This is a genomic window from Pseudomonas sp. TE31087 (genome assembly GCF_057284075.1).
Map to the genome: position 1 here is coordinate 2,214,066 of NZ_JBXVNN010000001.1, position 22,319 is coordinate 2,236,384.

Sequence of the window (22,319 nt, forward strand, 5' to 3'; positions counted from 1 at the left end):
GGTGTTCGCGGGCAAGCCCGCTCCCACAGAGATTCGTGTTCAACCTGGAATGGCTCACCCCTCCCCCCAGGTACTGATCAGTCCATGCAGACCATGCAAAGGCACGGCCAGCCAGCTTGGCCGGTTTTCGGCTTCATAGGTGATTTCGTAGGCGGCCTTCTCCAGGCAGAACAGCTCCAGCGCGGCGCGCTCGGCCTCGGTATGCTGCCAGGCGTGGGGCATGGCGGCGGTGGCCAGCCCGTAGGCTTCGACGAAGGCGTGACGCGACTGGTGCAGGTACTGCCGGGCGACCCGCTGCCGGGCCTGGCGCGCCGCGTCGGACAGGTCGACCGCCGAGGCGCTGCGCAGGATCATCGCAGCAGCATAGTCGAAGGAACGCAGCACGCCGCTGACATCCTTGTACGGGCTGTGTTTCGCCCGGCGCTCGTCCAGCGGGCGCGCCGGCTCGCCCTCGAAATCGATCAGGTAGGCGTCGCCCTGCACCACCAGCACCTGGCCCAGGTGCAGGTCGCCGTGCACGCGCATCAGCAGGCCGCCCCGGGCCTGCCGGGCGAGGTTGTCGACGTGCTGCTGCAGGCCTTCACGCTGTTGCTGCAGGTCGTCGACCAGGGCCTGGCTGTCGTGGTCCAGGGTGTCGCGGTGCTGGGCCAGCAGGTCGAGGGCACGGGTCAGGTCGGCGCTGATCTGCCGGCTCCAGCGCCCGCTGTCCTGGGCATCGCTCGGACGAGACTGGAACGCCTTGTCGTCGCTCGGCGCGGCCAGCAGCAGATGCATCTCGCCCAGGCGTTGGCCGAGCAAGGCGGCGAAGCCGGTCAGCTCGGCCAGGGCATCGGTATGCGCCTCCTGTTCGACGCTACCCGGTTCCATCTGGTCGCGAATCGCCCGTTCCAGGGTGTTCTGCGTCCAATCCCAGGCATCGCCCTGGTTGCTCAGGTAGCCCTGGGCGATCATCAGCAGATGGGGCTGGCCACTGTCATCGACACGGCTGACCCAGGCCAGCAGGGGCGATATATTGGCAAAGCCCGCAGCGGTCAGGTAGGCGCTCATCTCAAGCTCCGGATGCACCCCCGGGTTCACCCGGCGGATCAGCTTGAGCACCAGGCTGCCGCCGACCACCACCGAGCTGTTGGACTGCTCGGCGCCCAGGTAGCGCACCTCGCTCTGCTCATCGAGCTGCAGCGCGGCCAATACCTCGGTGCGATGGAAATGCAGCTCGCCCAGGCCATCGCCACAGGGCAGGCGCAGGCCCTCCTGGCAGCCCTTGAGCACGGCGCGAATGAACGGCTCGAGCACGAAGGCGTCGGTAATCAGCCCCACCTGACGGCCACGGCGCACCCGCGACAGCGCCAGTTGCTGGGGCAGCGCGGCGTTGATCTGCTCCTCGGGTAGCAGGCCCAAGGGCAACTGGTAATGGGTGACCACACCTTCGCTGTGCACTTGCAGCTCGGAGAGCAACACTGGCAGAGCCGTGGTGACGAAGCGCACGCCATAGCTCAGGCGTACCTGGTCAATGGGCCCTTCCTTGCCGGCAAACCAGCGGCGCTTGGGCAGGTACTGCGGCAGGATCGACGCCTGCAAGGTTTCGCGCGATGGCGATTCGAGCAGCTCCTCCATGCGCTTGCGTAGCACCAGGGTGGTCAGCTCGGGCAGACCCTCGGCAGGCTGGACATGCCAGCTCGGCATGCGGTCGTGGCTGGCCAGCAGGAACCAGTAGAAACCATAGGGCGGCAGGGTCAGCAGGAACGGCAGCTGGCCGATGGGCGGGAAGGCGCTGCCGCCGAGCATTTCCACCGGCACCTTGCCGGCGTACTGCGACAACTCCAGTTCCGCCGCCTGGGCCGCCCGCGAGACATTGGCCACGCACAGCACAATCTCGCTGTTGCCGTCGGCATCGGTGTATTCGCGGATATAGGCGAGAATCCGTCGATTGCTCGGCGTCAGCATCTTCATGCTGCCCCGGCCAAAGGCTTTCTGCTGGCTGCGCACCGCCAGCAGGCGGCGGTTCCAGTTGAGCAATGAATGCGGGTCGTGGGCCTGGGCCTCGACGTTGATGGTCTGGTAGCCGTACAACGGGTCCATGATCGGCGGCAGCACCAGGCGTTGCGGATCGGCCCGGGAGAAACCGCCGTTGCGGTCCGGCGACCATTGCATGGGCGTGCGCACGCCGTCGCGATCGCCCAGGTAGATGTTGTCGCCCATGCCCAGCTCGTCGCCGTAGTACAGGGTCGGGGTGCCGGGCATCGACAGCAGCAGGCTGGTCAGCAGTTCGATGCGTCGCCGGTCGCGCTGCAGCAGCGGCGCCAGGCGCCGGCGGATGCCGAGGTTGATGCGTGCGCGGCGGTCCTCGGCGTAGTAGTTCCACAGGTAGTCGCGCTCACGGTCGGTGACCATCTCCAGGGTCAGTTCATCGTGGTTGCGCAGGAAGATCGCCCATTGGCAGTTGGCCGGGATCTCCGGGGTCTGGCGCAGGATATCGGTGATCGGGAAGCGGTCCTCCATGGCCAGGGCCATGTACATGCGCGGCATCAACGGGAAGTGGAAGGCCATGTGGCACTCGTCGCCGTCGCCCTCGCCGAAGTACGGGCGGGTGTCCTCCGGCCACTGGTTGGCCTCGGCCAGCAGCATGCGGTCGGGGTAGTTGGCGTCGATCTCGGCGCGGATGGCCTTGAGCACGGTGTGGGTTTCGGGGAGGTTCTCGTTGTTGGTGCCGTCGCGCTCGATCAGGTACGGGATGGCATCCAGGCGCAGGCCGTCGACGCCGATGTCGAGCCAATAGCGCATCACGCCGATCACCGCTTTCAACACCTGTGGGTTGTCGAAGTTCAGGTCCGGCTGGTGCGAATAGAAACGATGCCAGAAGTACTGCCCGGCGACCGGGTCCCAGGTCCAGTTGGACTTTTCGGTGTCGAGGAAGATGATCCGCGTGCCGTCGTACTTTTGCTCGTCGTCGGACCACACGTAGAAGTCCCGGGCCTTGCTGCCGCGCCTGGCGTGGCGGGCGCGCTGGAACCAGGGGTGCTGGTCGGAGGTGTGGTTGATGACAAGCTCCGTGATCACCCGCAGGCCGCGCTTGTGGGCCTCGGCGATGAAGCGCCTGGCATCGGCGAGGCTGCCGTAGTCCGGGTGCACGGCCTTGTACTCGGCGATGTCGTAGCCGTCGTCGCGCCGGGGCGAGGGGTAGAACGGCAGCAGCCAGAGGGTGTTGACGCCAAGTTCGGCGATGTAGTCGAGCTTGCCGATAAGCCCTGCGAAATCGCCGATGCCGTCGTTGTTGGAATCGAAGAACGATTTCACGTGCAACTGGTAGATCACCGCGTCCTTGTACCACAGCGGATCGTCGATGAAGGCTGCCGGGCGGGAACGCTTGGCCATGTGCGACTCCTTTCAATTGCAGATTTGCTTGCTCGGCCTTGCGCGATCACTGTGGGAGCGGGTTCACCCGCGAAACAGACACCGCGGTGCATGGCACCGGCTTTGCCGGTGTTCGCGGGTGAACCCGCTCCCACAGGGATCGCGCAAGGCCATCACTGGGCCCTTTCGATGCGCCAGATGCCAAACGGCTGGTGCCACGGTTCGATGCGCATCCACTGGGTCTTGCCATGCCAGGTCCAGCGGTGGCCATTCATCAGGTCCTCGCCCTGGGTGTCGGCGTTATCGTCCAGCCCCAGTTCCCACAATGGCAGCTCGAAACTGCCCTCCTGGGCGTTGTACGGATCGAGGCTGATGGCCACCAGGATGACGTTGTCACGCTTGGGCGTGCGCTTGGCGAAATACAGGATCTGATCGTTCCAGCAGTTGAGGAACACCACCCCCAGGTGAGTCTGCAGGGCGCGGTTCTGCCGGCGGATGCGGTTGAGCTGGGCGATCTCGGCGACGATGTTGCCGGGCTGGGTGAAATCGCGCGGGCGGATCTCGTACTTCTCCGAATCCAGGTACTCCTCCTTGCCCGGCAGCGGCGTGCCTTCGCACAGCTCGAAGCCCGAGTACATGCCCCACAGGCCCGAACCCAGGGTTGCCAGCGCGGCGCGGATGAGAAAGCCGGGGCGGCCCGAGGTCTGCAGGAAGAACGGGTTGATGTCCGGCGTGTTGACGAAGAAGTTGGGCCGGTAGCACTGGCTCCACGGCGGCTGGTTGAGCTGCTCGAAGTATTCGCGCAGCTCCTGTTTGCTGTTGCGCCAGGTGAAGTAGGTGTAACTCTGGGCGTACCCGACCTTGCCCAGGCGCGCCATCATCGCCGGGCGGGTGAAGGCCTCGGCGAGGAAGATCACCTCGGGGTGCCGGCTGCGCACATTGGCGATCAACCATTGCCAGAACGGCAGCGGCTTGGTGTGCGGGTTGTCGACGCGGAAGGTCTTCACGCCCTCCTCCACCCAGCCGACCACCACATCGCGCAAGGCCAGCCACAGGCTCGGCACCGATTCGGGGGCGTAGAAGTCGACGTTGACGATGTCCTGATACTTCTTCGGCGGGTTCTCGGCGTAGCGGATGGTGCCGTCTGGACGCCAGCTAAACCAGCCGGGGTGCTCCGTGAGCCAAGGATGGTCCTGGGAGCACTGGATGGCGAAATCCAGGGCGATCTCCAGCCCATGCTCGGCGGCGGCGGCGACCAGTCGGCGGAAGTCCTCGCGGCTGCCCAGCTGTGGGTGGATGGCATCGTGCCCGCCCTCGGGGCTGCCGATGGCGTAGGGGCTGCCGGGGTCGCCGGGCTCGGCCTGCAAGGCGTTGTTGCGGCCCTTGCGGTGCTTCATGCCGATGGGGTGGATCGGCGGGAAGTACAGCACGTCGAAGCCCATGTCGCGAATCATCGGCAGGCGCTGGTGCACGTCGTCGAAGGTGCCGTGGCGTTCGGCATCGTCGGTGATCGAACGCGGAAACAGTTCGTACCAGCTGGCGAACAGCGCCGCCTCGCGGTCCACATCCAGGGGAAACTCGCGGCTGCGGGTGAGGTAGCTGCGGTGCTCGGCCTCGGCCATCAGCTGGGCTGCGTCAGGGTGCAGCAGCAACATCACCTGTTCATCCACCGGCAAATCCGGCAGGCGCTGTTGCAAGCGTTCAAGCTGCTCGCGCAAAAGCCCGTCGCTGCGCTCGATGCCCTGGCCCAGCAGCAGCCGGCCCTCCTCCAGTTCGAGTTTCACGTCCACACCGGCGGCGTACTTCTTCTCCAGGTCATGGCAGTAGGTGGCGAAAGGGTCGATCCAGGCCTCGATGCTAAACAGGTGCAAGCCCAGATCGGTGGGGGTGAAGTCCGCCAGCCACAGGTCGTTGCCCGGCGAGTGCATCGCCACGCAGTGCCAACGCCGGCTGTGGGCCTGGCGCCAGTTCAGGCTTACCGCCAGGCGGTCGTGGCCGTCGCTGTAGACCTTGGCCGTCACCTCGACCTTGTGCCCGCGCACCGCCTTGGCGGCGAAGGTGCCGCCGTCGAGCACCGGGCTTGCGTCCTCGATCACGATGCGCGGCGCCAGCAGCGCCTGGGACAGGCTGATGGCCTGGTCCGGGTGATCGTTGGCCATGGGCACGTTTTCGAACGGCTCTTTACCAGACATCGACCTGCTCCCCTGGGCTGGTGGCGGTAAGGGTTCAGAGCCGTGATCGGGCGCGGGGGTTCAAAAAAAATGAGCGTCGGGCGCAGGCCTGGGTCAAAGCCTGAGACACCGCTTCATTCATCCCGCGAGGCCAGGCCCATGAACATTCCCATTCCACCGGAGACACCCGACCCGAACATCGACGACCCGACCTTGCCGCCGCCGGTGCCTGAAGAGGATCCGGACGAGCTGCCGATCAAGCCAACCCTGCCGCCGACCGTGGGCGATCCGCCGAGCGAGGAGCCGCCGGTGAAAGGTAGAGGATAGACAAGGTTGTGGAATATTGACCGCCTGATCCGGCCCCTTCGCGCCCACAAGTGCCGTGCCGCCTGCGTGGGAGCGGGCTTGCCCCGCGATGAGGCCGGTCCTGACAGCACAAAGCTGCGCCCGATGCACCTGGCATTTCTGCCAGTGGCGCCCGCTCACGAAGCCACGTAAAGAGAAGCACCGCCCTCTGACGGTCACCTCCGGCATGCGCTCGCGCCTCTACATCGCCTTCCACCTGCAATGGATCCTCGCCGGCTTCCTCGAACAGAGCCTGCACCGGATCCGGCCGAACATCGCCATGGACGAACTGGGCGCCGACAGTTTCGACGTGGTGGAACTGCAAGCCATCGTGGAGGAGACATTCGGCATCTTCATTCCCCATCAAGTCCAGACCTACACCACCTTTGCCGAGCTGGTCGACCTGGTCTACAAGGCGATGCCTAGCCCCCCAGCTCCTCCACGCTGATTTCGCGCATCCGGAACTTCTGCACCTTCCCCGTCACCGTCATCGGAAACTCATCGACAAAGCGGAAATGCCGCGGCGTCTTGAAATGCGCCAGTCGCGCCTTGCACCACAGCTGCAGTTCCTCGGCACTGGCACTGTGCCCGGGGTGCAGGCGAATCCACGCCACCACCTCCTCGCCATACCTGCTGCACGGAATCCCCACCACCTGCGCCTCGGCCACCGCCGGGTGGGTGTGGAAGAACTCCTCGAGCTCACGCGGATAGATGTTCTCGCCGCCGCGAATGATCATGTCCTTGTTGCGCCCGACGATGCGCACATAACCGTCATCGTCCATCACCGCCAGGTCGCCGGTGTGCATCCAGCCGGCCGGATCGATGGCGTCATGGGTGGCCTGCAGGTTGTCCCAGTAACCGAGCATCACGCTGTAGCCCCGGGTGCACAGCTCGCCGATCTCGCCCCGGGCAACGATGCGCCCGTCGGCGTCCACCAGCTTGGTCTCCAGCTGCGGCTGGGTGCGGCCCACGGTGGTCACGCGCAGCTCCAGGCCATCGTCGGGACCTGTCTGCAGCGAGACCGGGCTGGTCTCGGTCATGCCGTAGGCGATCTGCACCTCGGCCATGTGCATCTGCTCGATGACCTTGCGCATCACCTCGATCGGGCAGGTGGCGCCGGCCATGATGCCGCTGCGCAGGCTGGACAGGTCCAGCACGGGGCGGCTGGGGTGATCGAGCATGGCGATGAACATGGTCGGCACGCCATAGAGGATGCTGGCGCGCTCCTCGGCCACGGCGCGCAGGGTGAGTTCGGCGTCGAAGGCGTCGTTGGGGTAGATCAGGGTGCTGCCGTGGGTGATGCAACCGAGATTGCCCATGACCATGCCGAAACAGTGGTACAGCGGCACCGGGATCACCATGCGGTCCTGCTCGGTCAGGCCCAGACTCTCGCCGACCATGTAGCCGTTGTTGAGCAGGTTGTAGTGGCTCAGGGTCGCGCCCTTGGGCGCGCCGGTGGTGCCGGAGGTGTACTGGATGTTCACCGGCTGGTCGAACTGCAGGCCCTGTTGCCGGGCCTCGTAGGCGGTGAGTTCCACCTGCCCTGCCCGCCCGGCCAGCGCGGTCCAGGGCAGGAAGCCCGCAGGCGGCTCGGCGGCCAGGCTGATCACCCCGCGCAGGTCGGGCAGGCGTTCGCTGGCCAGCTCGCCCACGGCATGGGCCGCCAGCTCAGGTACCAGTTCCTGCACCATCGCGTGGTAGTCGGAGGTCTTGAAGGCATCGGCGCACACCAGCCAGCGGCAGCCGGACTGGCGCAGCACGTATTCCAGCTCGCCCACCCGATAGGCCGGGTTGATGTTGACCAGGATCGCGCCGACCTTGGCCGTGGCCAGTTGCAGGATGCACCACTGGGCGCAATTGGGCGCCCAGATGCCGACCCGCTCGCCCACCTCCACGCCCAGCGCCATCAAGGCCCGGGCATGCACATCGACCTCGGCGGCCAGCTCGCGCCAGCTGTAGCGCACGCCCTGGTGGCGCACCACCAGCGCCTCGCGCTCGCCGTGAAGGGCGACGGTGGCATCGAAGGCCTGGCCGATGGTCAGGGTGAGCAATGGTTTGTCTTGACGGCCGCGCGTGTAGCTTGGTTGAGGCATGGTTGTCCCTTCTTGTGGTTGTTCTGGGCATGACTGAAGCAGGCGGCAATTACTCTGGCGCAGATTTACGTTTACGTAAAGGTGACGTTCCGATTGACAGCCCCGGAAGGCAGGTTTACGTTAACGTCAACCATGCATCACGGCGTCCGGACAGGAGCGAGGTTGTGGGAGCGTGCTTGCCCCGCGATGAGGCCGGACCAGGCAATACAGCTGGCCGTTCTGACGGGCATCGCGGGGCAAGCCCGCTCCCACAACCCCGCTCCTACAACGCCGCAGCAACCGCTCCCATTTCAAGAACAAGAAGGTGCCTCCCATGCATTACCCCAGCCTGAACTTCGCCCTGGGCGAAACCATCGACATGCTCCGCGACCAGGTGCGCACCTTCGTCGCCGCTGAACTGGCCCCGCGCGCCGCGCAGATCGACCACGACAACCTGTTCCCCGCCGACATGTGGCGCAAGTTCGGCGACATGGGCCTCTTGGGCATCACCGTCCCTGAAGAATACGGCGGCGCCGGCCTGGGCTACCTGGCCCACGTGGTGTCGATGGAAGAGATCAGCCGCGCCTCGGCCTCGGTGGCGCTGTCGTACGGCGCCCACTCCAACCTGTGCGTCAACCAGATCAACCGCAACGGCACCCACGAGCAGAAGCTCAAGTACCTGCCCAAGCTGATCAGCGGCGAGCACATCGGCGCCCTGGCCATGAGCGAGCCCAACGCCGGCTCCGACGTGGTGTCGATGAAGCTGCGCGCCGAAAAACGCGGCGACCGCTACGTGCTCAACGGCAGCAAGACCTGGATCACCAACGGCCCCGACGCCAACACCTACGTGATCTACGCCAAGACCGACCTGGACAAGGGCCCCCACGGCATCACCGCGTTCATCGTCGAGCGCGACTGGAAAGGCTTCAGCCGCAGCAACAAGTTCGACAAGCTGGGCATGCGCGGTTCCAACACCTGCGAGCTGTTCTTCGATGACGTCGAAGTACCGGAAGAAAACATCCTCGGCCAGCTCAACGGCGGCGTGCGCGTGCTGATGAGCGGCCTGGACTACGAGCGCGTGGTGCTCGCCGGCGGCCCCACCGGCATCATGCAGAGCTGCATGGACCTGGTGGTGCCCTACATCCACGACCGCAAGCAGTTCGGCCAGAGCATCGGCGAGTTCCAGCTGATCCAGGGCAAGATCGCCGACATGTACACCCAGCTCAACGCCAGCCGCGCCTACCTGTACGCCGTGGCCCAGGCCTGCGACCGCAGCGAAACCACCCGCAAGGACGCCGCCGGGGTGATCCTCTACACCGCCGAGCGCGCCACGCAGATGGCCCTGGAGGCGATCCAGATCCTTGGCGGCAACGGCTATATCAATGAATTCCCGGCCGGCCGCCTGCTGCGCGACGCCAAGCTGTACGAAATCGGCGCCGGCACCAGCGAGATCCGCCGGATGCTGATCGGCCGCGAACTGTTCAACGAAACCCGCTGAGCACAAGGAACCGGCGTCCATGGCTACCTTGCATACCCAGATCAACCCGCGCTCGGCGGAATTCGCCAGCAATAGCGCGGCCATGCTCGAACAGGTCCAGGCCCTGCGCGGCCTGCTCGCCCAGGTCAGTCAGGGCGGCGGGCCGAAGGCCCAGGAGCGGCATACCTCGCGGGGCAAGCTGCTGCCCCGCGAGCGCATCGACCGCCTGCTCGACCCGGGCTCGGCGTTTCTCGAGATCGGCCAGCTGGCCGCCCATGAAGTCTACGGCGAAGACGTGCCGGCCGCCGGCGTGATCGCCGGCATCGGCCGGGTCGAAGGCGTGGAGTGCATGATCGTGGCCAACGACGCCACGGTCAAAGGCGGCTCCTACTACCCGCTGACGGTGAAAAAGCACCTGCGCGCCCAGACCATCGCCCTGCAGAACCGCCTGCCGTGCATCTACCTGGTGGACTCCGGCGGCGCCAACCTGCCGCGCCAGGACGAGGTATTCCCCGACCGCGAGCACTTCGGGCGGATCTTCTTCAACCAGGCCAACATGAGCGCCCTGGGGATACCGCAGATCGCCGTGGTGATGGGCTCGTGCACCGCCGGTGGCGCCTATGTGCCGGCCATGGCCGACGAGGCGATCATGGTGCGCCAGCAGGCGACCATCTTCCTCGCAGGCCCGCCTTTGGTGAAAGCCGCGACCGGTGAAGTGGTCAGCGCCGAGGACCTCGGTGGCGCCGACGTGCACTGCCGCACCAGCGGCGTGGCCGACCATTACGCCGATAACGACGAGCACGCCCTGGCCATCGCCCGGCGCAGCGTCGCCAACCTCAACTGGCACAAGCAGGGCAAGCTGCAGTGCCAGGCGCCGATCGCGCCGTTGTACAACGCCGAGGAGCTGTACGGTGTGGTCCCGGCCGACGCCAAGCAGCCGTTCGACGTGCGCGAGGTGATCGCCCGCCTGGTCGACGGTTCGGTGTTCGATGAATTCAAGGCGCTGTTCGGCACCACCCTGGTGTGCGGCTTCGCCCACCTGCACGGCTACCCGGTGGCGATCCTGGCCAACAACGGCATCCTCTTCGCCGAAGCTGCGCAAAAAGGCGCGCACTTCATCGAGCTGGCCTGCCAGCGCGCCATCCCGCTGCTGTTCCTGCAGAACATCACCGGCTTCATGGTCGGCAAGAAGTACGAGGAAGGCGGCATCGCCAAGCACGGCGCCAAGCTGGTGACCGCGGTGGCCTGCGCCCAGGTGCCGAAGTTCACGGTGATCATCGGCGGCAGCTTCGGCGCCGGCAACTACGGCATGTGCGGCCGCGCCTACGACCCGCGCTTCCTGTGGATGTGGCCCAACGCCCGCATCGGCGTGATGGGCGCCGAACAGGCGGCCGGCGTGCTGGCCCAGGTCAAGCGCGAACAGAGCGAGCGCAGTGGCGAGGTGTTCAGCAGCGAAGACGAGAAGAAGCTCAAGCAGCCGATCCTCGACCAGTACGAACGCCAGGGCCACCCCTACTACTCCAGCGCCCGGTTGTGGGACGACGGTGTCATCGACCCGGCGCAGACCCGCGATGTGCTCGGCCTGGCGCTGTCCGCCGCGCTGAACGCCCCGATCGAACAGAGCCGCTTCGGCATTTTCCGGATGTGACCCATGAGCGAATTCGCCACCCTTGAACTGGTCAAGGACCCTCGCGGCTTCGCCACCTTGTGGCTGAGCCGGGAAGATAAGAACAACGCCTTCAATGCGCAGATGATCCGCGAACTGATCGTCGCCCTCGACCAGCTGGCCGAAGACGCCAGCCTGCGCTTCGTGGTGCTGCGCGGCCGTGGCCGGCACTTCAGCGCCGGCGCGGACCTGGCCTGGATGCAGCAGTCGGCGCAGCTGGACTTCAACACCAACCTGGACGACGCTCACGAACTGGGCGAGCTGATGTATGCCCTGCACCGGCTCAAGACGCCGACCCTGGCCGTGGTGCAAGGCGCCGCTTTCGGTGGCGCGCTGGGGCTGATCAGCTGCTGCGACATGGCCATCGGCGCCGAGGACGCGCAGCTGTGCCTGTCGGAAGTGCGCATCGGCCTGGCCCCGGCGGTGATCAGCCCGTTCGTGGTCAAGGCCATCGGCGAGCGCGCCGCCCGCCGCTATGCCCTTACCGCCGAGCGTTTCAGCGGCGTGCGCGCCCGCGACCTGGGCCTGCTGGCCGAGGTGTACCCGGCCGCCGAGCTGGACGCCCAGGTCGAAGCCTGGGTCGACAACCTGCTGCAGAACAGCCCGCAGGCGCTGCGCGCCACCAAGGACCTGCTGCGCGAGGTGGACGCCGGCGAACTGAGCCCGGCCCTGCGCCGCTACTGCGAGAACACCATCGCCCGCATCCGCGTCAGCGCCGAAGGCCAGGAAGGCCTGCGCGCCTTCCTGGAAAAACGCCGCCCCGCCTGGCAAGACAACAAGGAGCCGCGCTCATGAGCCGACCCACGCTGACCACCCTGCTGGTCGCCAACCGCGGCGAGATCGCCTGCCGGGTGATGCGCACCGCCAAGGCCATGGGCCTGACCACCGTGGCCGTGCACAGCGCCACCGACCGCGAGGCGCGCCACAGCCGCGAGGCCGATATCCGTGTCGACCTCGGTGGCACCAAGGCCGCCGAAAGCTACCTGGTGATCGACAAGCTGCTCGCCGCCGCCAAGGCCAGCGGCGCCCAGGCGATCCACCCGGGCTATGGCTTCCTGTCGGAGAACGCCGGTTTCGCCCGCGCCATCGAGCAGGCCGGTCTGATCTTCCTCGGCCCACCGGCCAGCGCCATCGATGCCATGGGCAGCAAGTCGGCGGCCAAGGCGCTGATGGAGTCCGCCGGCGTGCCGCTGGTACCGGGCTACCACGGCGAGGCCCAGGACCTGGAGACCTTCCGCGCCGCCGCCGAGCGCATCGGCTACCCGGTGCTGCTCAAGGCCAGCGCCGGGGGCGGCGGCAAGGGCATGAAGGTGGTCGAGGACGAGAGCCAGCTGGCCGACGCCCTGGCCTCGGCGCAGCGCGAGGCGCAGTCGTCGTTCGGCGATGCGCGCATGTTGATCGAGAAGTACGTGCTCAAGCCGCGTCATGTGGAGATCCAGGTGTTCGCCGACCAGCACGGCAACTGCCTGTACCTCAACGAGCGCGACTGCTCGATCCAGCGTCGCCACCAAAAGGTGGTCGAGGAAGCCCCGGCGCCGGGCCTCTCCCCCGAGCTGCGCAAGGCCATGGGCGAGGCCGCGGTGCGCGCCGCCCAGGCCATCGGCTACGTGGGCGCCGGCACGGTCGAGTTCCTGCTCGATGCCCGCGGCGAGTTCTTCTTCATGGAGATGAACACCCGCCTGCAGGTGGAGCATCCGGTCACCGAGGCCATCACCGGGCTCGACCTGGTGGCCTGGCAGATCCGCGTGGCCTGCGGCGAGCCGCTGCCGATCACCCAGGAGCAAGTACCGCTGATCGGCCATGCCATCGAGGTGCGGCTGTACGCCGAGGATCCGGCCAACGAGTTCCTGCCGGCCACCGGCACCCTGGCGCTGTACCGCGAGTCGGCACCGGGCGAAGGCCGCCGGGTGGACAGCGGCGTCAGCGAAGGCGACGTGGTGTCGCCGTTCTATGACCCGATGCTGGGCAAGCTGATCGCCTGGGGCCAGGACCGCGAGCAGGCGCGCCTGCGGTTGCTGGCGATGCTCGATGAGTTCGCCATTGGCGGGCTGAAGACCAATATCGCCTTCCTGCGTCGCATCCTTGCGCACCCGGCGTTTGCCGAGGCGGAACTGGACACCGGGTTCATTCCGCGTCACCAGGATGTGTTGCTGCCTGCGCCCCAGGCGCTGCCGGTGCAGTTCTGGGAGGCTGCCGCCGAGGCGTGGCTGCAAAGCGAGCCTGCTTCGCAGCGCCAGGACGACCGCGCTTCGCCATGGGCGGCCCGCGATGGCCTGCGCCTGGGCTTGCCGGCGCGCAGCAGCCTGCATTTGCAGTGCGAAGGGCATGAACAGGCAGTGGCACTGGAGCGCAGTGCGCCTTCGACTTATCGCCTGGAGGGGGAGCAGCTGTGTCATGACGTGGACGGCCTGCGCCGTCGTCACCTGGCGGTGCGTCGGGGCGGCACGCTGTACCTGCAGTGGCAGGGTGAGTTGCATGCGGTCAGTGTTCATGACCCGATTGCGGCGGCGGAAGCCAGCCACAGCCATCAGGGCGGGCTGGGTGCGCCAATGAACGGGAGTATCGTGCGGGTACTGGTGGAGCCGGGGCAGGTGGTCGAGGCCGGTACCGCGCTGGTGGTGCTGGAGGCGATGAAGATGGAGCACAGCATTCGGGCGCCCCACTCCGGGACGGTGAAGGCGCTGTTCTGCCAGGAAGGGGATATGGTCAGCGAAGGGACAGTGCTGGTCGAGCTGGAGGGGGCGTAACGGCGGCAATGTGTTCGCCGAAAGGGTTGTTTCGCCTATGAGATCGAGCGCCGCCCGCGCGGCGCATCGCGACGCAAGGCCGCTCCTACATCTATGGTTATCCCCATTTCTGCAATACTGTACTGAGTTGTGCGTGAGTTTGGTTTGCGTCAATCTATACGGCGTCGTGTGGGAGGTTGGTCCCGCGCCTCGATGAAAATCGCGCCCGACGAGCCTAGATATTTGTTCGGCTTCTGAAGCCGAGTAGGAGCTCAGGTTGATCGCCAGGCCGGTATACCGTTCACGTCATCTGTGTGCAGCATCGCAAAACCAGGTGGGTTGTTACTCGTGTGTCTGCAGGGTCAAGCGTTCATGGCGCTTGACCCTGCATCAAATTCGCTGTGGTGTGCCGTGATGGCCCAGGCGATTCGGGCCAGTTTGTTGGCGATAGCGCACACCACCAGGTTGGGGTGGTGAACACGTAGCAAGCCACGTACCCAGTCCGCCAGCTTGCCGGTTTTGCGCTCCAGCCCAATCAGATAGACCCTCGCGCACTGGATCAGCAGTCGTCGCTGATTGCCGTCGCCCCGCTTGCTGATTCGCCCCAGGCAAGGTTTGCCGCCTGTCGTGTGCTGCCTGGGAACCAGGCCTATGGAGGCTGAATAATTTCGCCCACAGCGGAACTGCTTACCATCACCCAATTCCGCAGCCAGGGCGGTAGCGGTGATCGGGCCAATACAAGGTATCGACATCAAACGGGAAGCAAGATCATCGCTAACGGCCTGGCTATGCACTTCCTTGTCCAGAGCCTTGATCCGATCATCGAGATAGCGGAAGTGGGCATGTAGGTCCAGCAACAGCTTCTTGATCAACGGTGAGAAGGTACTGTCGTCCAGCAGAATGGGGAGCTCCCGGACCGCCTTGAAGGTGGGTGCCAAACTGACCCCCACCTCGAGCAAATAAGCGTGGATGCGGTTCATGGTGGCAGTACGGTCTCTGATGAAGCTGTCGCGCAGTGAATTGAGCATCGCCAGCGCCTGCTGGGCCTCGGTTTTGGGAGGCACGAAGCGCATCTGATCGCGGGTTGCCGCCTCACCGATAGCGGCAGCATCGGCAAAGTCATTCTTGTTGCTTTTCACGTAGGGGCGAACGAACTGTGCGGGAATAAGTTTGGGCGTATGACCCTGTCTCGTCACCTCTCGCGCCATGAAATGAGAGCCACCACAGGCCTCCATCGCCACCGTACAGGGCGCAAGATTGGCAAGGTGGCGGATGAGTGACTCACGGTTGAACCTGCGGTGATAGAGCTCGTGACCCCGATCATCCTGAGCGTGTACATGGAAGCTCAACTTTCCCAGGTCGATGGCGATGATGGCGACAGTGTTCATGGCGTTGCACTCCGATAGGCACCCTGTGAAAGCTTAGAGGGCTGACACAGGGTGGGGCGGGGGTAGCCATTTCATTATTTGTTGCAACGTGCCAAACCTGTCAGGCCATGGTTGCCCGCCTTGGAGCATGTCTTGAGACAGGTGAGGCGCCAGTGGTGCCCACACTGAAACCGCGTCGTACCAACAAGGCGTACCAGGTGATGGCACAGGATTGACTGGCCCGAAACAGATGTAGGAGCGGCCTTGCGTCGCGATGCGCCGCGCGGGCGGCGCTCGATCTCAAGAGCGCTGCAAGACTCCCGCCTGACACCTCGCAGCCCCAACACGATCTGCGCGCGAACCTAGAGCACCCCGTGCATCCGCACCACAACACCAAGAAACTCGCACCCGTCCTCGCACAGCACCGTCGGATACAAGGTATTGAGCGGCCTGAGCATCCGCTGCCCACCTTCCTCGATCAACTCACGCAACACCGCCGGCTTATCGGGCTGCCGAGCCACCACCAACCTGCCCGGCGTCACCTCGATCCCCGCATCCACCAACACCCGCATGCCCAGTGGCACGCTCCTGCCACTGGCGGCATTCATCGAATCGTTCTCGACCGGCAACCAGAACGCATTGCCCGCAGGCATGTAGTCGGTCAGCTCGTGAATTTCACTGGATTGCGGCAAAGGCCCGTCCAGATCGGCCCAGCCCAGCACTGGAAGGCGAAAACTGGCATGACGCAAGGCATTGACCGATTGCGGCCGCTCTACGGCATAGACACCTCTGGTCTCGCGAACCGTGGTGTCACGCTCGACCACCATCACCCGCGCTTCGAGGTAAACCAGCCCGAGCTTTTCCAGTTTCTCGTTGACTGTCACCAGGGTGGGCCTGCGCGTGCCCCGCAGCCAATGGCCCACACCGCCTTGGGTCATGCCCAGGCGCTCGGCCAGTTGATGCTGCTTGAGGTTGTGCTCGCGCTGGTAGCGCGAGAGAAATTCGATCCAGTTTTCCATGGCTGTGAACGATACGGACTGGATGAACGGCATCAATACACATTCTGAATTATCTCAGAACTCAAAAAAAATACAAATTGACCTAACATCAACGCTCATTGTCCTCGAAGGGATTTCACAGGAGCAGTCATGAGCAATTCGACAAAAGAAGAAACAGATCTCGACGAAGAAGCAGCCCGCCGCGCCCTCGATTTCTACCTCAACCCCACCCCCACGCCCCGCGACCTGGAGCGTTCGCTATGGACCCTGCGCGATGGCGTCAGCAACGCCCAGGCCTGCGACCATGCCATGGCCCTGCTGCGTTGCGCATCGGCCACGGCACAGGAAACCGGCAACCATCTGCAGGGCACGACGCGGGAAGTAGTGTTTGCGCTGATGCACATGGTCAACATGGCCCGCGCCCTGCTCGAGCAGTGCCACGCCACGGAAAAGGCATCGATCTGAAGGGCAGCCCTTTCAAGGTTTTGATAATTGGCGTCCGGCTTGGATTCGCCGGGGCTGCTTTGCAGCCTTTTCCGGCCGGTCCGACGCCTCGGCAAGGCCGCTCCTACAGGGGCGCGCGGTCTCCTGTAGGAGCGGCCTTGTGCCGCGAAAGGGTCGCAAAGCGACCCCGGCAATCTTGAATAGGAACAGCCATATCCCAAAAATCGCAAAGCTTGAAAGGGATGGCTGTGAAGGGAGAACGTGATAGCCGACGAACGGCAAAAGCCCCGATTGCCGGGGACGAGGTGTGCGTCAGTTAGATATTTTTTGCCAATCGAAGAAAAATCATTTGACTGGCAAATGATAACGATTATTATTGCACTCAGCAGGTCGCGAGACCCGCTGGATAACCTGCAACGTCCTCAGGTCGGACGCTCAGATTATCTCCTCATCAGGCTAATCACGGTTTTTGACCCGGCTTTTTGCCGGGTCATTTTTTTTGGCTCTTCAGGCTAATGAAGATCGTTGATGGCGGCGATGATAGCAAAACTGTGTCAGGACGTGAACGCTCATTACAAATCTTTGCGGAATTAGCACTTGAGAATCAATCTCGTTTAGCTTAAGCTGATTCTGCATCAAGGAAGATGCCCCCACCCCTTTCCTTAATGAGCAAGGAGCTGTCCATGACTCGCCTGCTGCTGCCCCTCGAGCACGACCCGCGCACCGCCGAACAGCATGGCGAGGACGCGCTGCTGCATGCGCTCAAGCGCCTGCCGCGCCGGGTCCAGCAAGTCTTCCTGCTCAACCGCCTCGACCAGCAGGGCTTCGCCGCCATCGCCGAACGCCTGGACCTGCCGCTGATCAGCATCGAGCGCCATATGAACCAGGCCCTGCAGACCGCCCGCGCCCCCGGCGACGCGCTGGCCAGCATCGCCGGCCAATGGTACGTGCGCCTGCAGAGCCCGCAGGTGACAGCCAGCGAACGCATCGACTTCCGCCGCTGGCTGGATGCCGCCCCCGACCACCTGCGCGCCTTCCACGAAACCGAACTGCGCTGGCGCAGCCTGCTCGCCCCGGCGCGACAGCTCGGCCATGACGGCTGGTACCGGCAAGGCCGTGCGGCGCTGTCGCTGGGTGGCTGCTCGATTGCCGTCGGGCTTGGTGTTGCCGCCCTCGTGGCGTTGGGACTGCTGACCTGAACCCGGGGCTCAGCCCCCCGAAAATTCCTGCCCCAACCGCTCTAGCCGGTGGTTTGAAGTCATAACAGCCCCTCAAAGAGAACTTTCCTACAGCAATGTAGGAAGCCGTTGGCAAGACTTCCTCCCGCACGCCCCCTATGGTCCTAGCCTTGTGCCACGCATCGAGCGCGCTTCTCCACATTGAGGCGCCCGAGAACAATGGACAGGGACCGCCATGCTTAACCATTCCGACCTGCGCTACAGGTCAAACCCCTTCATCGCTACAACCAACTGCGAGATTGCGCCTTCCTGCTATCCGCGCCAGCGACTCATGCTGCCCCAACGATACTCAAAGGGGGTACGCCCATGACCCTCAGCAAGCGAATCGCCCATGTCATCGCCGAATCCGTCCTGCCCCACGACCAGTGCCAGGCCTGCGAACGCAAGGGCCTGCCCATCCTGCCCCTGCGTCGCGCCCTGGTCCCGGACCTGCGCCCGGCCTACCGCTACCCCTTGGCCGGCGGTGACCAGGTCGCCACCCGCATGGGGCTGCGCACCCTGCGCACCGGCTACCTGTATGTCCTGCTCGACCAGCGCATCTGGTACGCCTACGAAGTCACCGACGAGGCCCACCTGCGCCGCTTCAACCCCCTCGAGCCACCACCCGCGCCACCGCGTCTGCTCGCCCGCCAGTGCCTGGGCGAAAACCACGACATCCCCTCCTCCTTCCTCACCGTCGACACCGAGGCCTTCTCCACCGCCTGGATCGCCTTCAGCAGCGACGCCTGGCCGCCCCGCGTGCTCAATGCCTACCGCAACGCCAAGACCCCGCCCGAGCGCTTCCAGGTGCTGGACCTCGCCCTTGCCCGCAGCGCCCCCGCCCAGGTGGGCATGGCCATGACCCTCAGCGAGCTGCAGGTGGACCGCGAGGTCTTCGAGTACAACCAGCAACTGCCCGGCGCCTTCGACAGTGTCCATGGCTTTCACAGCCGCCTCCTGCGCCAGACCGCCACCCGCGGCTACCTGATCAACGCCATTGCCCGCCACCAGCTCGAACACGGCGTGCTCGCCCTGGTGCTCGACGACACCGTCGGCCTGGTCCAGGAGTACAACCACCAGCGCCTCAACTGGATCGCCCGGCGCCAGCAATGGCGCGAGGACCCGCTGCGCGCCTATCAGCTGCAGACCTCGCAGATCCTGCTGACCCTGCGCGCCATGCAATGGCCCTGGGCCGAGCAGCAGACCCCGTCCTTCGAGCCCCACAGCGGCGATGGCCCGCCGGTGTTCGTCGACCCGCAGGTCGAGCGCCAGCGCGAGGTCGAGCGCCAGCGCGAGGTCGAACGGCGCGCCCGGGACGGCGTCGCCCGGCTCGAGGAGCGCTACCACGAGCCCCTGCGCGCAGGCTTCCAGGCCGAGTACGAACGCCAGGAAGCCGAGTACCAGCGCTACATCGACCTGAACACCCAGGCCTATACCCAGCTCTGCGACAGCAGCCTGTTCCACGCCATCGAGGAACACGACTACGACGGTGACGACCGCGAATCCGGCATCGCCTACAGCAAGACCATGGCCCTGTGCCTGGCCGGTGGCGTCACCGAAGCCCCCGACGCGGACGGCGAAGCCCGCGCCCCTGCCCCGGCCAGCAGCGCGGCGCTGTGGCAGCGCTGGCTGCAGGATCCCAACAGCCCGCCCTACCGCGCCGTGCTCCTGCGCGACCGGGCCTTGCTCGCCGCGCTGCTGCCCAGTTTCTCCACCACCGACCCCACCGACTGGGGCGACAGCGAGAAGCTCTATGGGGCGCTGAGCAAGGTCATCGCCAGTGACGATGCCGGCCTGAACCTGCGTGACACCCTGCGCCAGGCCATCGCCGAGACGCAAGGCGCGATCAATGGCGCCAGCCTGCGCCTGAAGCCCCTGCTGCCGCCCGGCGTGCAGCGCGCCGTGATGCGCCTGAACAGCGCCAGCCAGTGGCTGTACAACGGCGTGCAACTGATCGAGCTACAGGTGCAGATGAAGCTCAGCGAGTACTACGCCCTGCAGAGCGCCCACCTGCGCGAGCTGCAGCACAAGGCCAGCGCGCAGACCGCCAAGGCCCGCGAGCGCATGCTCCTGGGCCTGCGCGAATTCGATGCCGAGGTGAGCGCGTCCAGACGCTGGGTGCGGCCGGTCATCCAGCACGGGCTGCTGAGCCTGGCGGTGCTCGACCCGAAGCTGGCGCACAGCGTCATCACCGTCAGCGTCTGGGTCGAGGGCACCGCCGACGTGCTGCACGAGCGCCTGGCCCAGGAAGCCGGTCTGCGCGTCAACCAGCTCAGCGACGCCGCGCAGATAAGCCTGGTCAACCTCTCGGTCGCCGCAGGAACCCTCGACGCCAACGCCCGGCAACTGCTCCACGGCATGCGCATCACCGCGAAACAGGCGGCGCAGCTGGTGCGCACCAGCTTCACCGGCATGCGCGGCGTGGCGGGCAGCTGGGAGCTCCTGCTGGCCCTGGGCGGCTTGTACCTGACCCACGACAGCCTGGCGAAGAATCTGGAAAAGGCGGAAATCGAGATCGGCGAGAAGTCCGGGGAAGCGGTGATGGCGTTGCATGGGTCCAAGCTGGCGATCCTAGGCGGCGGGATCGAGGCGCTGGGCTTGATCATCAGGACCGGCGCCACGCAGATCAACACCAGGATCCCCATGACGCCTGCGGGTACGGCACGGATGGCCACGGCCATAGAAATGGGGCGGGCAACGGTCAGGGTAGGTGCCGTCATGGGGGCCGTGGCCGGGATTTACGATACGGCACAAGCAGTGTTTGCCTCAAGGCGAACATGGGCGAATGGGGATACAACCGCTCGGAATGCTTATAGTGCGACGGCATTTATATCATTAATCGGAACAATCTATGCTATTTATGCAGTTTTCAGCCCAGCACTATTTGGCCCACTAGGTATAGCAATCACCCTCGCAATAGGTGCTTACAGCACTAAAAAGTGGGCAGAGAGCAAAGAATCAACTCCATTAGAGCGTTGGGCAAGACGGTGTTATTTCGGCAAAGCCAATGAAACCCCTGCCATCCACTGGGAGTTCCCTGAACATGCTGACATCGCCTTTGCAGCGTTAAACGCCGCCACATTGGGTGTTGAGGCGGGCGTAAAATTCGAAACCCAAAGAGCCGACCCCACGCTCACGGCTAAAATAGGATGGATTGTTCAGGCAGCCACCGAGCAAAAACTAACATTCAAGATATTGCTGCCCAATATCAATGCTTCAAGCTACAGCTATCACTGGTCCCTTACCGTTCACCGACATGGCGATGGGGTTCCGTCCAACTACACGAGCGGCGAGATCATCGCCACAGGATCCCATGCAGTTTTACATCCATTGCCAACCTCGCAGAAAAAGCCGTCGTCGCGCCCCTCTCGCAAAGTGAAAGACTACAGAGCAGATACCCTCATCCAAAACACCAGCAAAAAATCCGCAGTGTTGCACTCCGGTGATTCCACTACCACCGAGTTCATAACCGGCCACATAGAACTCACCCCAAGCCTTGGCAGGCACAGCATACAGGCTGCAACTTTAAACGTCACTTACTGGCCAGATCGTAATTCCCCAGAGGCCTATGCAAATCTGGAAATCCTGGAAACCCACAAATGACTACCTCCAATGACGACTTACCTGAGCGTATTCTAGGCTGGAAGTATGACCTACCTCTTCCCAATGAGGAGCCCACACAGAAACTCAACGCAACCTTACTACCACCCACTCCAAACAAAATAAATAATATTTATATAGAGATCCCAAGATCAACACTAAAAATCAGGGGAATCGGCCTCATCGGTGGAAGCATCGCCATGCTGCTGGGCTTACTACCAATCTTAACCTTAGTTCATACCACATTAATCGAAGGAGAGAAAATTGGATTAGACTTCGCAATAATTCTAACCATAATTACCGCTGCCTACTGGGTAACGATACCTCTCGTACGCCTGGACATTGAGCTACCGCGCGATGAGCCAATCCGTTTTAACCGGCTCCGACAAAAAGTTTATTTTTACGAGTACAGACAAGACAGGGTTCGGGTACTCAGCAAAAAGCACTGGGGGGTACGCCCTGTCGTTTATAACTGGAGCGACCTCATCGCCGAGGTCTATAGCCTTTATGCCCCGATGGGCAACGGCGGACTCGTTGAGAATATCGTCATCGCCGTACGCAAGACAGGGACCAACGAAATAATCGACCGCCTGTTCTTCAGTCATGACCTTGAGGATGGCAAGCAATACTGGGAGATCATCAGACTGTTCATGCAACAGGGCCCAGACGCACTTCCCACCTTTGTTCGCCCACCCCACGATTGGGACAATGACTTCGAACTCACCCCCATTCGCCGATTAGCCCCCAGGGTGCAATGGCCGGAAGCCATAGACCGCGAATCCCGCACCGCCCCTGAGCCCTCCACCGACTCACAGGCCACGAACAAAGTGACACCCTGAACACCTTTCGCGGTGTAGAGTACCTCCCACAACAACGCCAACAGGA

At 64.2% G+C, this 22,319-nt stretch carries 15 protein-coding genes; 10 read left to right on the top strand and 5 right to left on the bottom strand.

Translation table 11 applies throughout. The annotated features are described in order from the left end of the window. Positions 1–54: 54 nt before the first annotated feature. Positions 55–3,372, bottom strand: a complete 3,318-nt coding sequence (gene treS, locus ACZ899_RS09840; RefSeq protein WP_234562030.1) for a maltose alpha-D-glucosyltransferase — start codon at positions 3,370–3,372, stop codon at positions 55–57. A gap of 152 nt (positions 3,373–3,524) precedes the next feature. Further along, positions 3,525–5,543, bottom strand: coding sequence for an alpha-1,4-glucan--maltose-1-phosphate maltosyltransferase (locus tag ACZ899_RS09845; protein WP_234562028.1), 2,019 nt, complete (start codon positions 5,541–5,543; stop codon positions 3,525–3,527). Positions 5,544–5,681: 138 nt separating this feature from the next. On the opposite strand from ACZ899_RS09845, the gene ACZ899_RS09850 reads away from it, so the two are divergent. Then, on the top strand, positions 5,682–5,849 hold the full coding sequence (locus ACZ899_RS09850) for a hypothetical protein (RefSeq protein ID WP_186713531.1): 168 nt from the start codon (positions 5,682–5,684) through the stop codon (positions 5,847–5,849). Between the two features lie 205 nt (positions 5,850–6,054). Beyond that, on the top strand, positions 6,055–6,315 hold the full coding sequence (locus tag ACZ899_RS09855; RefSeq protein WP_234562026.1) for an acyl carrier protein: 261 nt from the start codon (positions 6,055–6,057) through the stop codon (positions 6,313–6,315). Here the strand turns inward: ACZ899_RS09855 and ACZ899_RS09860 are convergent. Beyond that, a complete protein-coding gene (locus tag ACZ899_RS09860) occupies positions 6,290–7,960 on the bottom strand; it encodes an AMP-binding protein (RefSeq protein WP_234562024.1) in 1,671 nt (556 codons plus the stop codon). The genes ACZ899_RS09855 and ACZ899_RS09860 overlap by 26 nt on opposite strands. Positions 7,961–8,273: 313 nt before the next feature. On the opposite strand from ACZ899_RS09860, the gene ACZ899_RS09865 reads away from it, so the two are divergent. Genes ACZ899_RS09865 through ACZ899_RS09880 form a run of 4 tightly spaced genes read left to right on the top strand, consistent with a single transcriptional unit; the run spans position 8,274 to position 13,829 of the window. Then, positions 8,274–9,437 carry an isovaleryl-CoA dehydrogenase gene (locus ACZ899_RS09865; RefSeq protein WP_110733342.1) on the top strand — a complete coding sequence of 388 codons (1,164 nt, stop codon included), beginning with the start codon at positions 8,274–8,276 and terminating at the stop codon, positions 9,435–9,437. Positions 9,438–9,456: 19 nt separating this feature from the next. Beyond that, positions 9,457–11,064, top strand: a complete 1,608-nt coding sequence (locus ACZ899_RS09870) for a carboxyl transferase domain-containing protein (RefSeq protein ID WP_234562022.1) — start codon at positions 9,457–9,459, stop codon at positions 11,062–11,064. Positions 11,065–11,067: 3 nt separating this feature from the next. Continuing rightward, positions 11,068–11,877, top strand: coding sequence for a gamma-carboxygeranoyl-CoA hydratase (locus ACZ899_RS09875; protein ID WP_232855901.1), 810 nt, complete (start codon positions 11,068–11,070; stop codon positions 11,875–11,877). Next, entirely contained in the window at positions 11,874–13,829 is a 1,956-nt protein-coding gene (locus ACZ899_RS09880) for an acetyl-CoA carboxylase biotin carboxylase subunit (RefSeq protein WP_234562020.1), read from the top strand. The genes ACZ899_RS09875 and ACZ899_RS09880 overlap by 4 nt, the downstream gene beginning before the upstream one ends. Before the next feature lie 341 nt (positions 13,830–14,170). Here the strand turns inward: ACZ899_RS09880 and ACZ899_RS09885 are convergent, their stop codons facing one another. After that, entirely contained in the window at positions 14,171–15,196 is a 1,026-nt protein-coding gene (locus ACZ899_RS09885) for an IS110 family RNA-guided transposase (RefSeq protein WP_203646634.1), read from the bottom strand. Positions 15,197–15,537: 341 nt separating this feature from the next. Then, positions 15,538–16,194 carry a LexA family protein gene (locus ACZ899_RS09890; RefSeq protein WP_234562638.1) on the bottom strand — a complete coding sequence of 219 codons (657 nt, stop codon included), beginning with the start codon at positions 16,192–16,194 and terminating at the stop codon, positions 15,538–15,540. Between the two features lie 129 nt (positions 16,195–16,323). Between ACZ899_RS09890 and ACZ899_RS09895 the strand changes: the two genes are divergently transcribed. From ACZ899_RS09895 to ACZ899_RS09910, 4 genes are all read left to right on the top strand, one after another. Then, a complete protein-coding gene (locus ACZ899_RS09895; protein WP_050706480.1) occupies positions 16,324–16,638 on the top strand; it encodes a DUF6124 family protein in 315 nt (104 codons plus the stop codon). 662 nt (positions 16,639–17,300) lie between these two features. Next, on the top strand, positions 17,301–17,816 hold the full coding sequence (locus ACZ899_RS09900; RefSeq protein WP_234562633.1) for a DUF4880 domain-containing protein: 516 nt from the start codon (positions 17,301–17,303) through the stop codon (positions 17,814–17,816). Between the two features lie 345 nt (positions 17,817–18,161). Then, on the top strand, positions 18,162–21,437 hold the full coding sequence (locus tag ACZ899_RS09905; RefSeq protein WP_234562632.1) for a T6SS effector BTH_I2691 family protein: 3,276 nt from the start codon (positions 18,162–18,164) through the stop codon (positions 21,435–21,437). Further along, positions 21,434–22,273 carry a DUF6708 domain-containing protein gene (locus ACZ899_RS09910; RefSeq protein ID WP_318533427.1) on the top strand — a complete coding sequence of 280 codons (840 nt, stop codon included), beginning with the start codon at positions 21,434–21,436 and terminating at the stop codon, positions 22,271–22,273. The genes ACZ899_RS09905 and ACZ899_RS09910 overlap by 4 nt, the downstream gene beginning before the upstream one ends. Positions 22,274–22,319 lie beyond the last annotated feature (46 nt).

Bases quoted from the DNA above. Each gene is read 5' to 3' on its own strand.
- ACZ899_RS09845 (WP_234562028.1), bottom strand. From the start codon at position 5,543: ATGTCTGGTAAAGAGCCGTTCGAAAACGTGCCCATGGCCAACGATCAC.
- ACZ899_RS09850 (WP_186713531.1), top strand. From the start codon at position 5,682: ATGAACATTCCCATTCCACCGGAGACACCCGACCCGAACATCGACGAC.
- ACZ899_RS09865 (WP_110733342.1), top strand. From the start codon at position 8,274: ATGCATTACCCCAGCCTGAACTTCGCCCTGGGCGAAACCATCGACATG.
- ACZ899_RS09890 (WP_234562638.1), bottom strand. From the start codon at position 16,194: ATGGAAAACTGGATCGAATTTCTCTCGCGCTACCAGCGCGAGCACAAC.
- treS (WP_234562030.1), bottom strand. From the start codon at position 3,372: ATGGCCAAGCGTTCCCGCCCGGCAGCCTTCATCGACGATCCGCTGTGG.
- ACZ899_RS09905 (WP_234562632.1), top strand. From the start codon at position 18,162: ATGACCCTCAGCAAGCGAATCGCCCATGTCATCGCCGAATCCGTCCTG.
- ACZ899_RS09900 (WP_234562633.1), top strand. From the start codon at position 17,301: ATGACTCGCCTGCTGCTGCCCCTCGAGCACGACCCGCGCACCGCCGAA.
- ACZ899_RS09910 (WP_318533427.1), top strand. From the start codon at position 21,434: ATGACTACCTCCAATGACGACTTACCTGAGCGTATTCTAGGCTGGAAG.
- ACZ899_RS09880 (WP_234562020.1), top strand. From the start codon at position 11,874: ATGAGCCGACCCACGCTGACCACCCTGCTGGTCGCCAACCGCGGCGAG.
- ACZ899_RS09855 (WP_234562026.1), top strand. From the start codon at position 6,055: ATGCGCTCGCGCCTCTACATCGCCTTCCACCTGCAATGGATCCTCGCC.
- ACZ899_RS09885 (WP_203646634.1), bottom strand. From the start codon at position 15,196: ATGAACACTGTCGCCATCATCGCCATCGACCTGGGAAAGTTGAGCTTC.
- ACZ899_RS09870 (WP_234562022.1), top strand. From the start codon at position 9,457: ATGGCTACCTTGCATACCCAGATCAACCCGCGCTCGGCGGAATTCGCC.
- ACZ899_RS09875 (WP_232855901.1), top strand. From the start codon at position 11,068: ATGAGCGAATTCGCCACCCTTGAACTGGTCAAGGACCCTCGCGGCTTC.
- ACZ899_RS09860 (WP_234562024.1), bottom strand. From the start codon at position 7,960: ATGCCTCAACCAAGCTACACGCGCGGCCGTCAAGACAAACCATTGCTC.
- ACZ899_RS09895 (WP_050706480.1), top strand. From the start codon at position 16,324: ATGAGCAATTCGACAAAAGAAGAAACAGATCTCGACGAAGAAGCAGCC.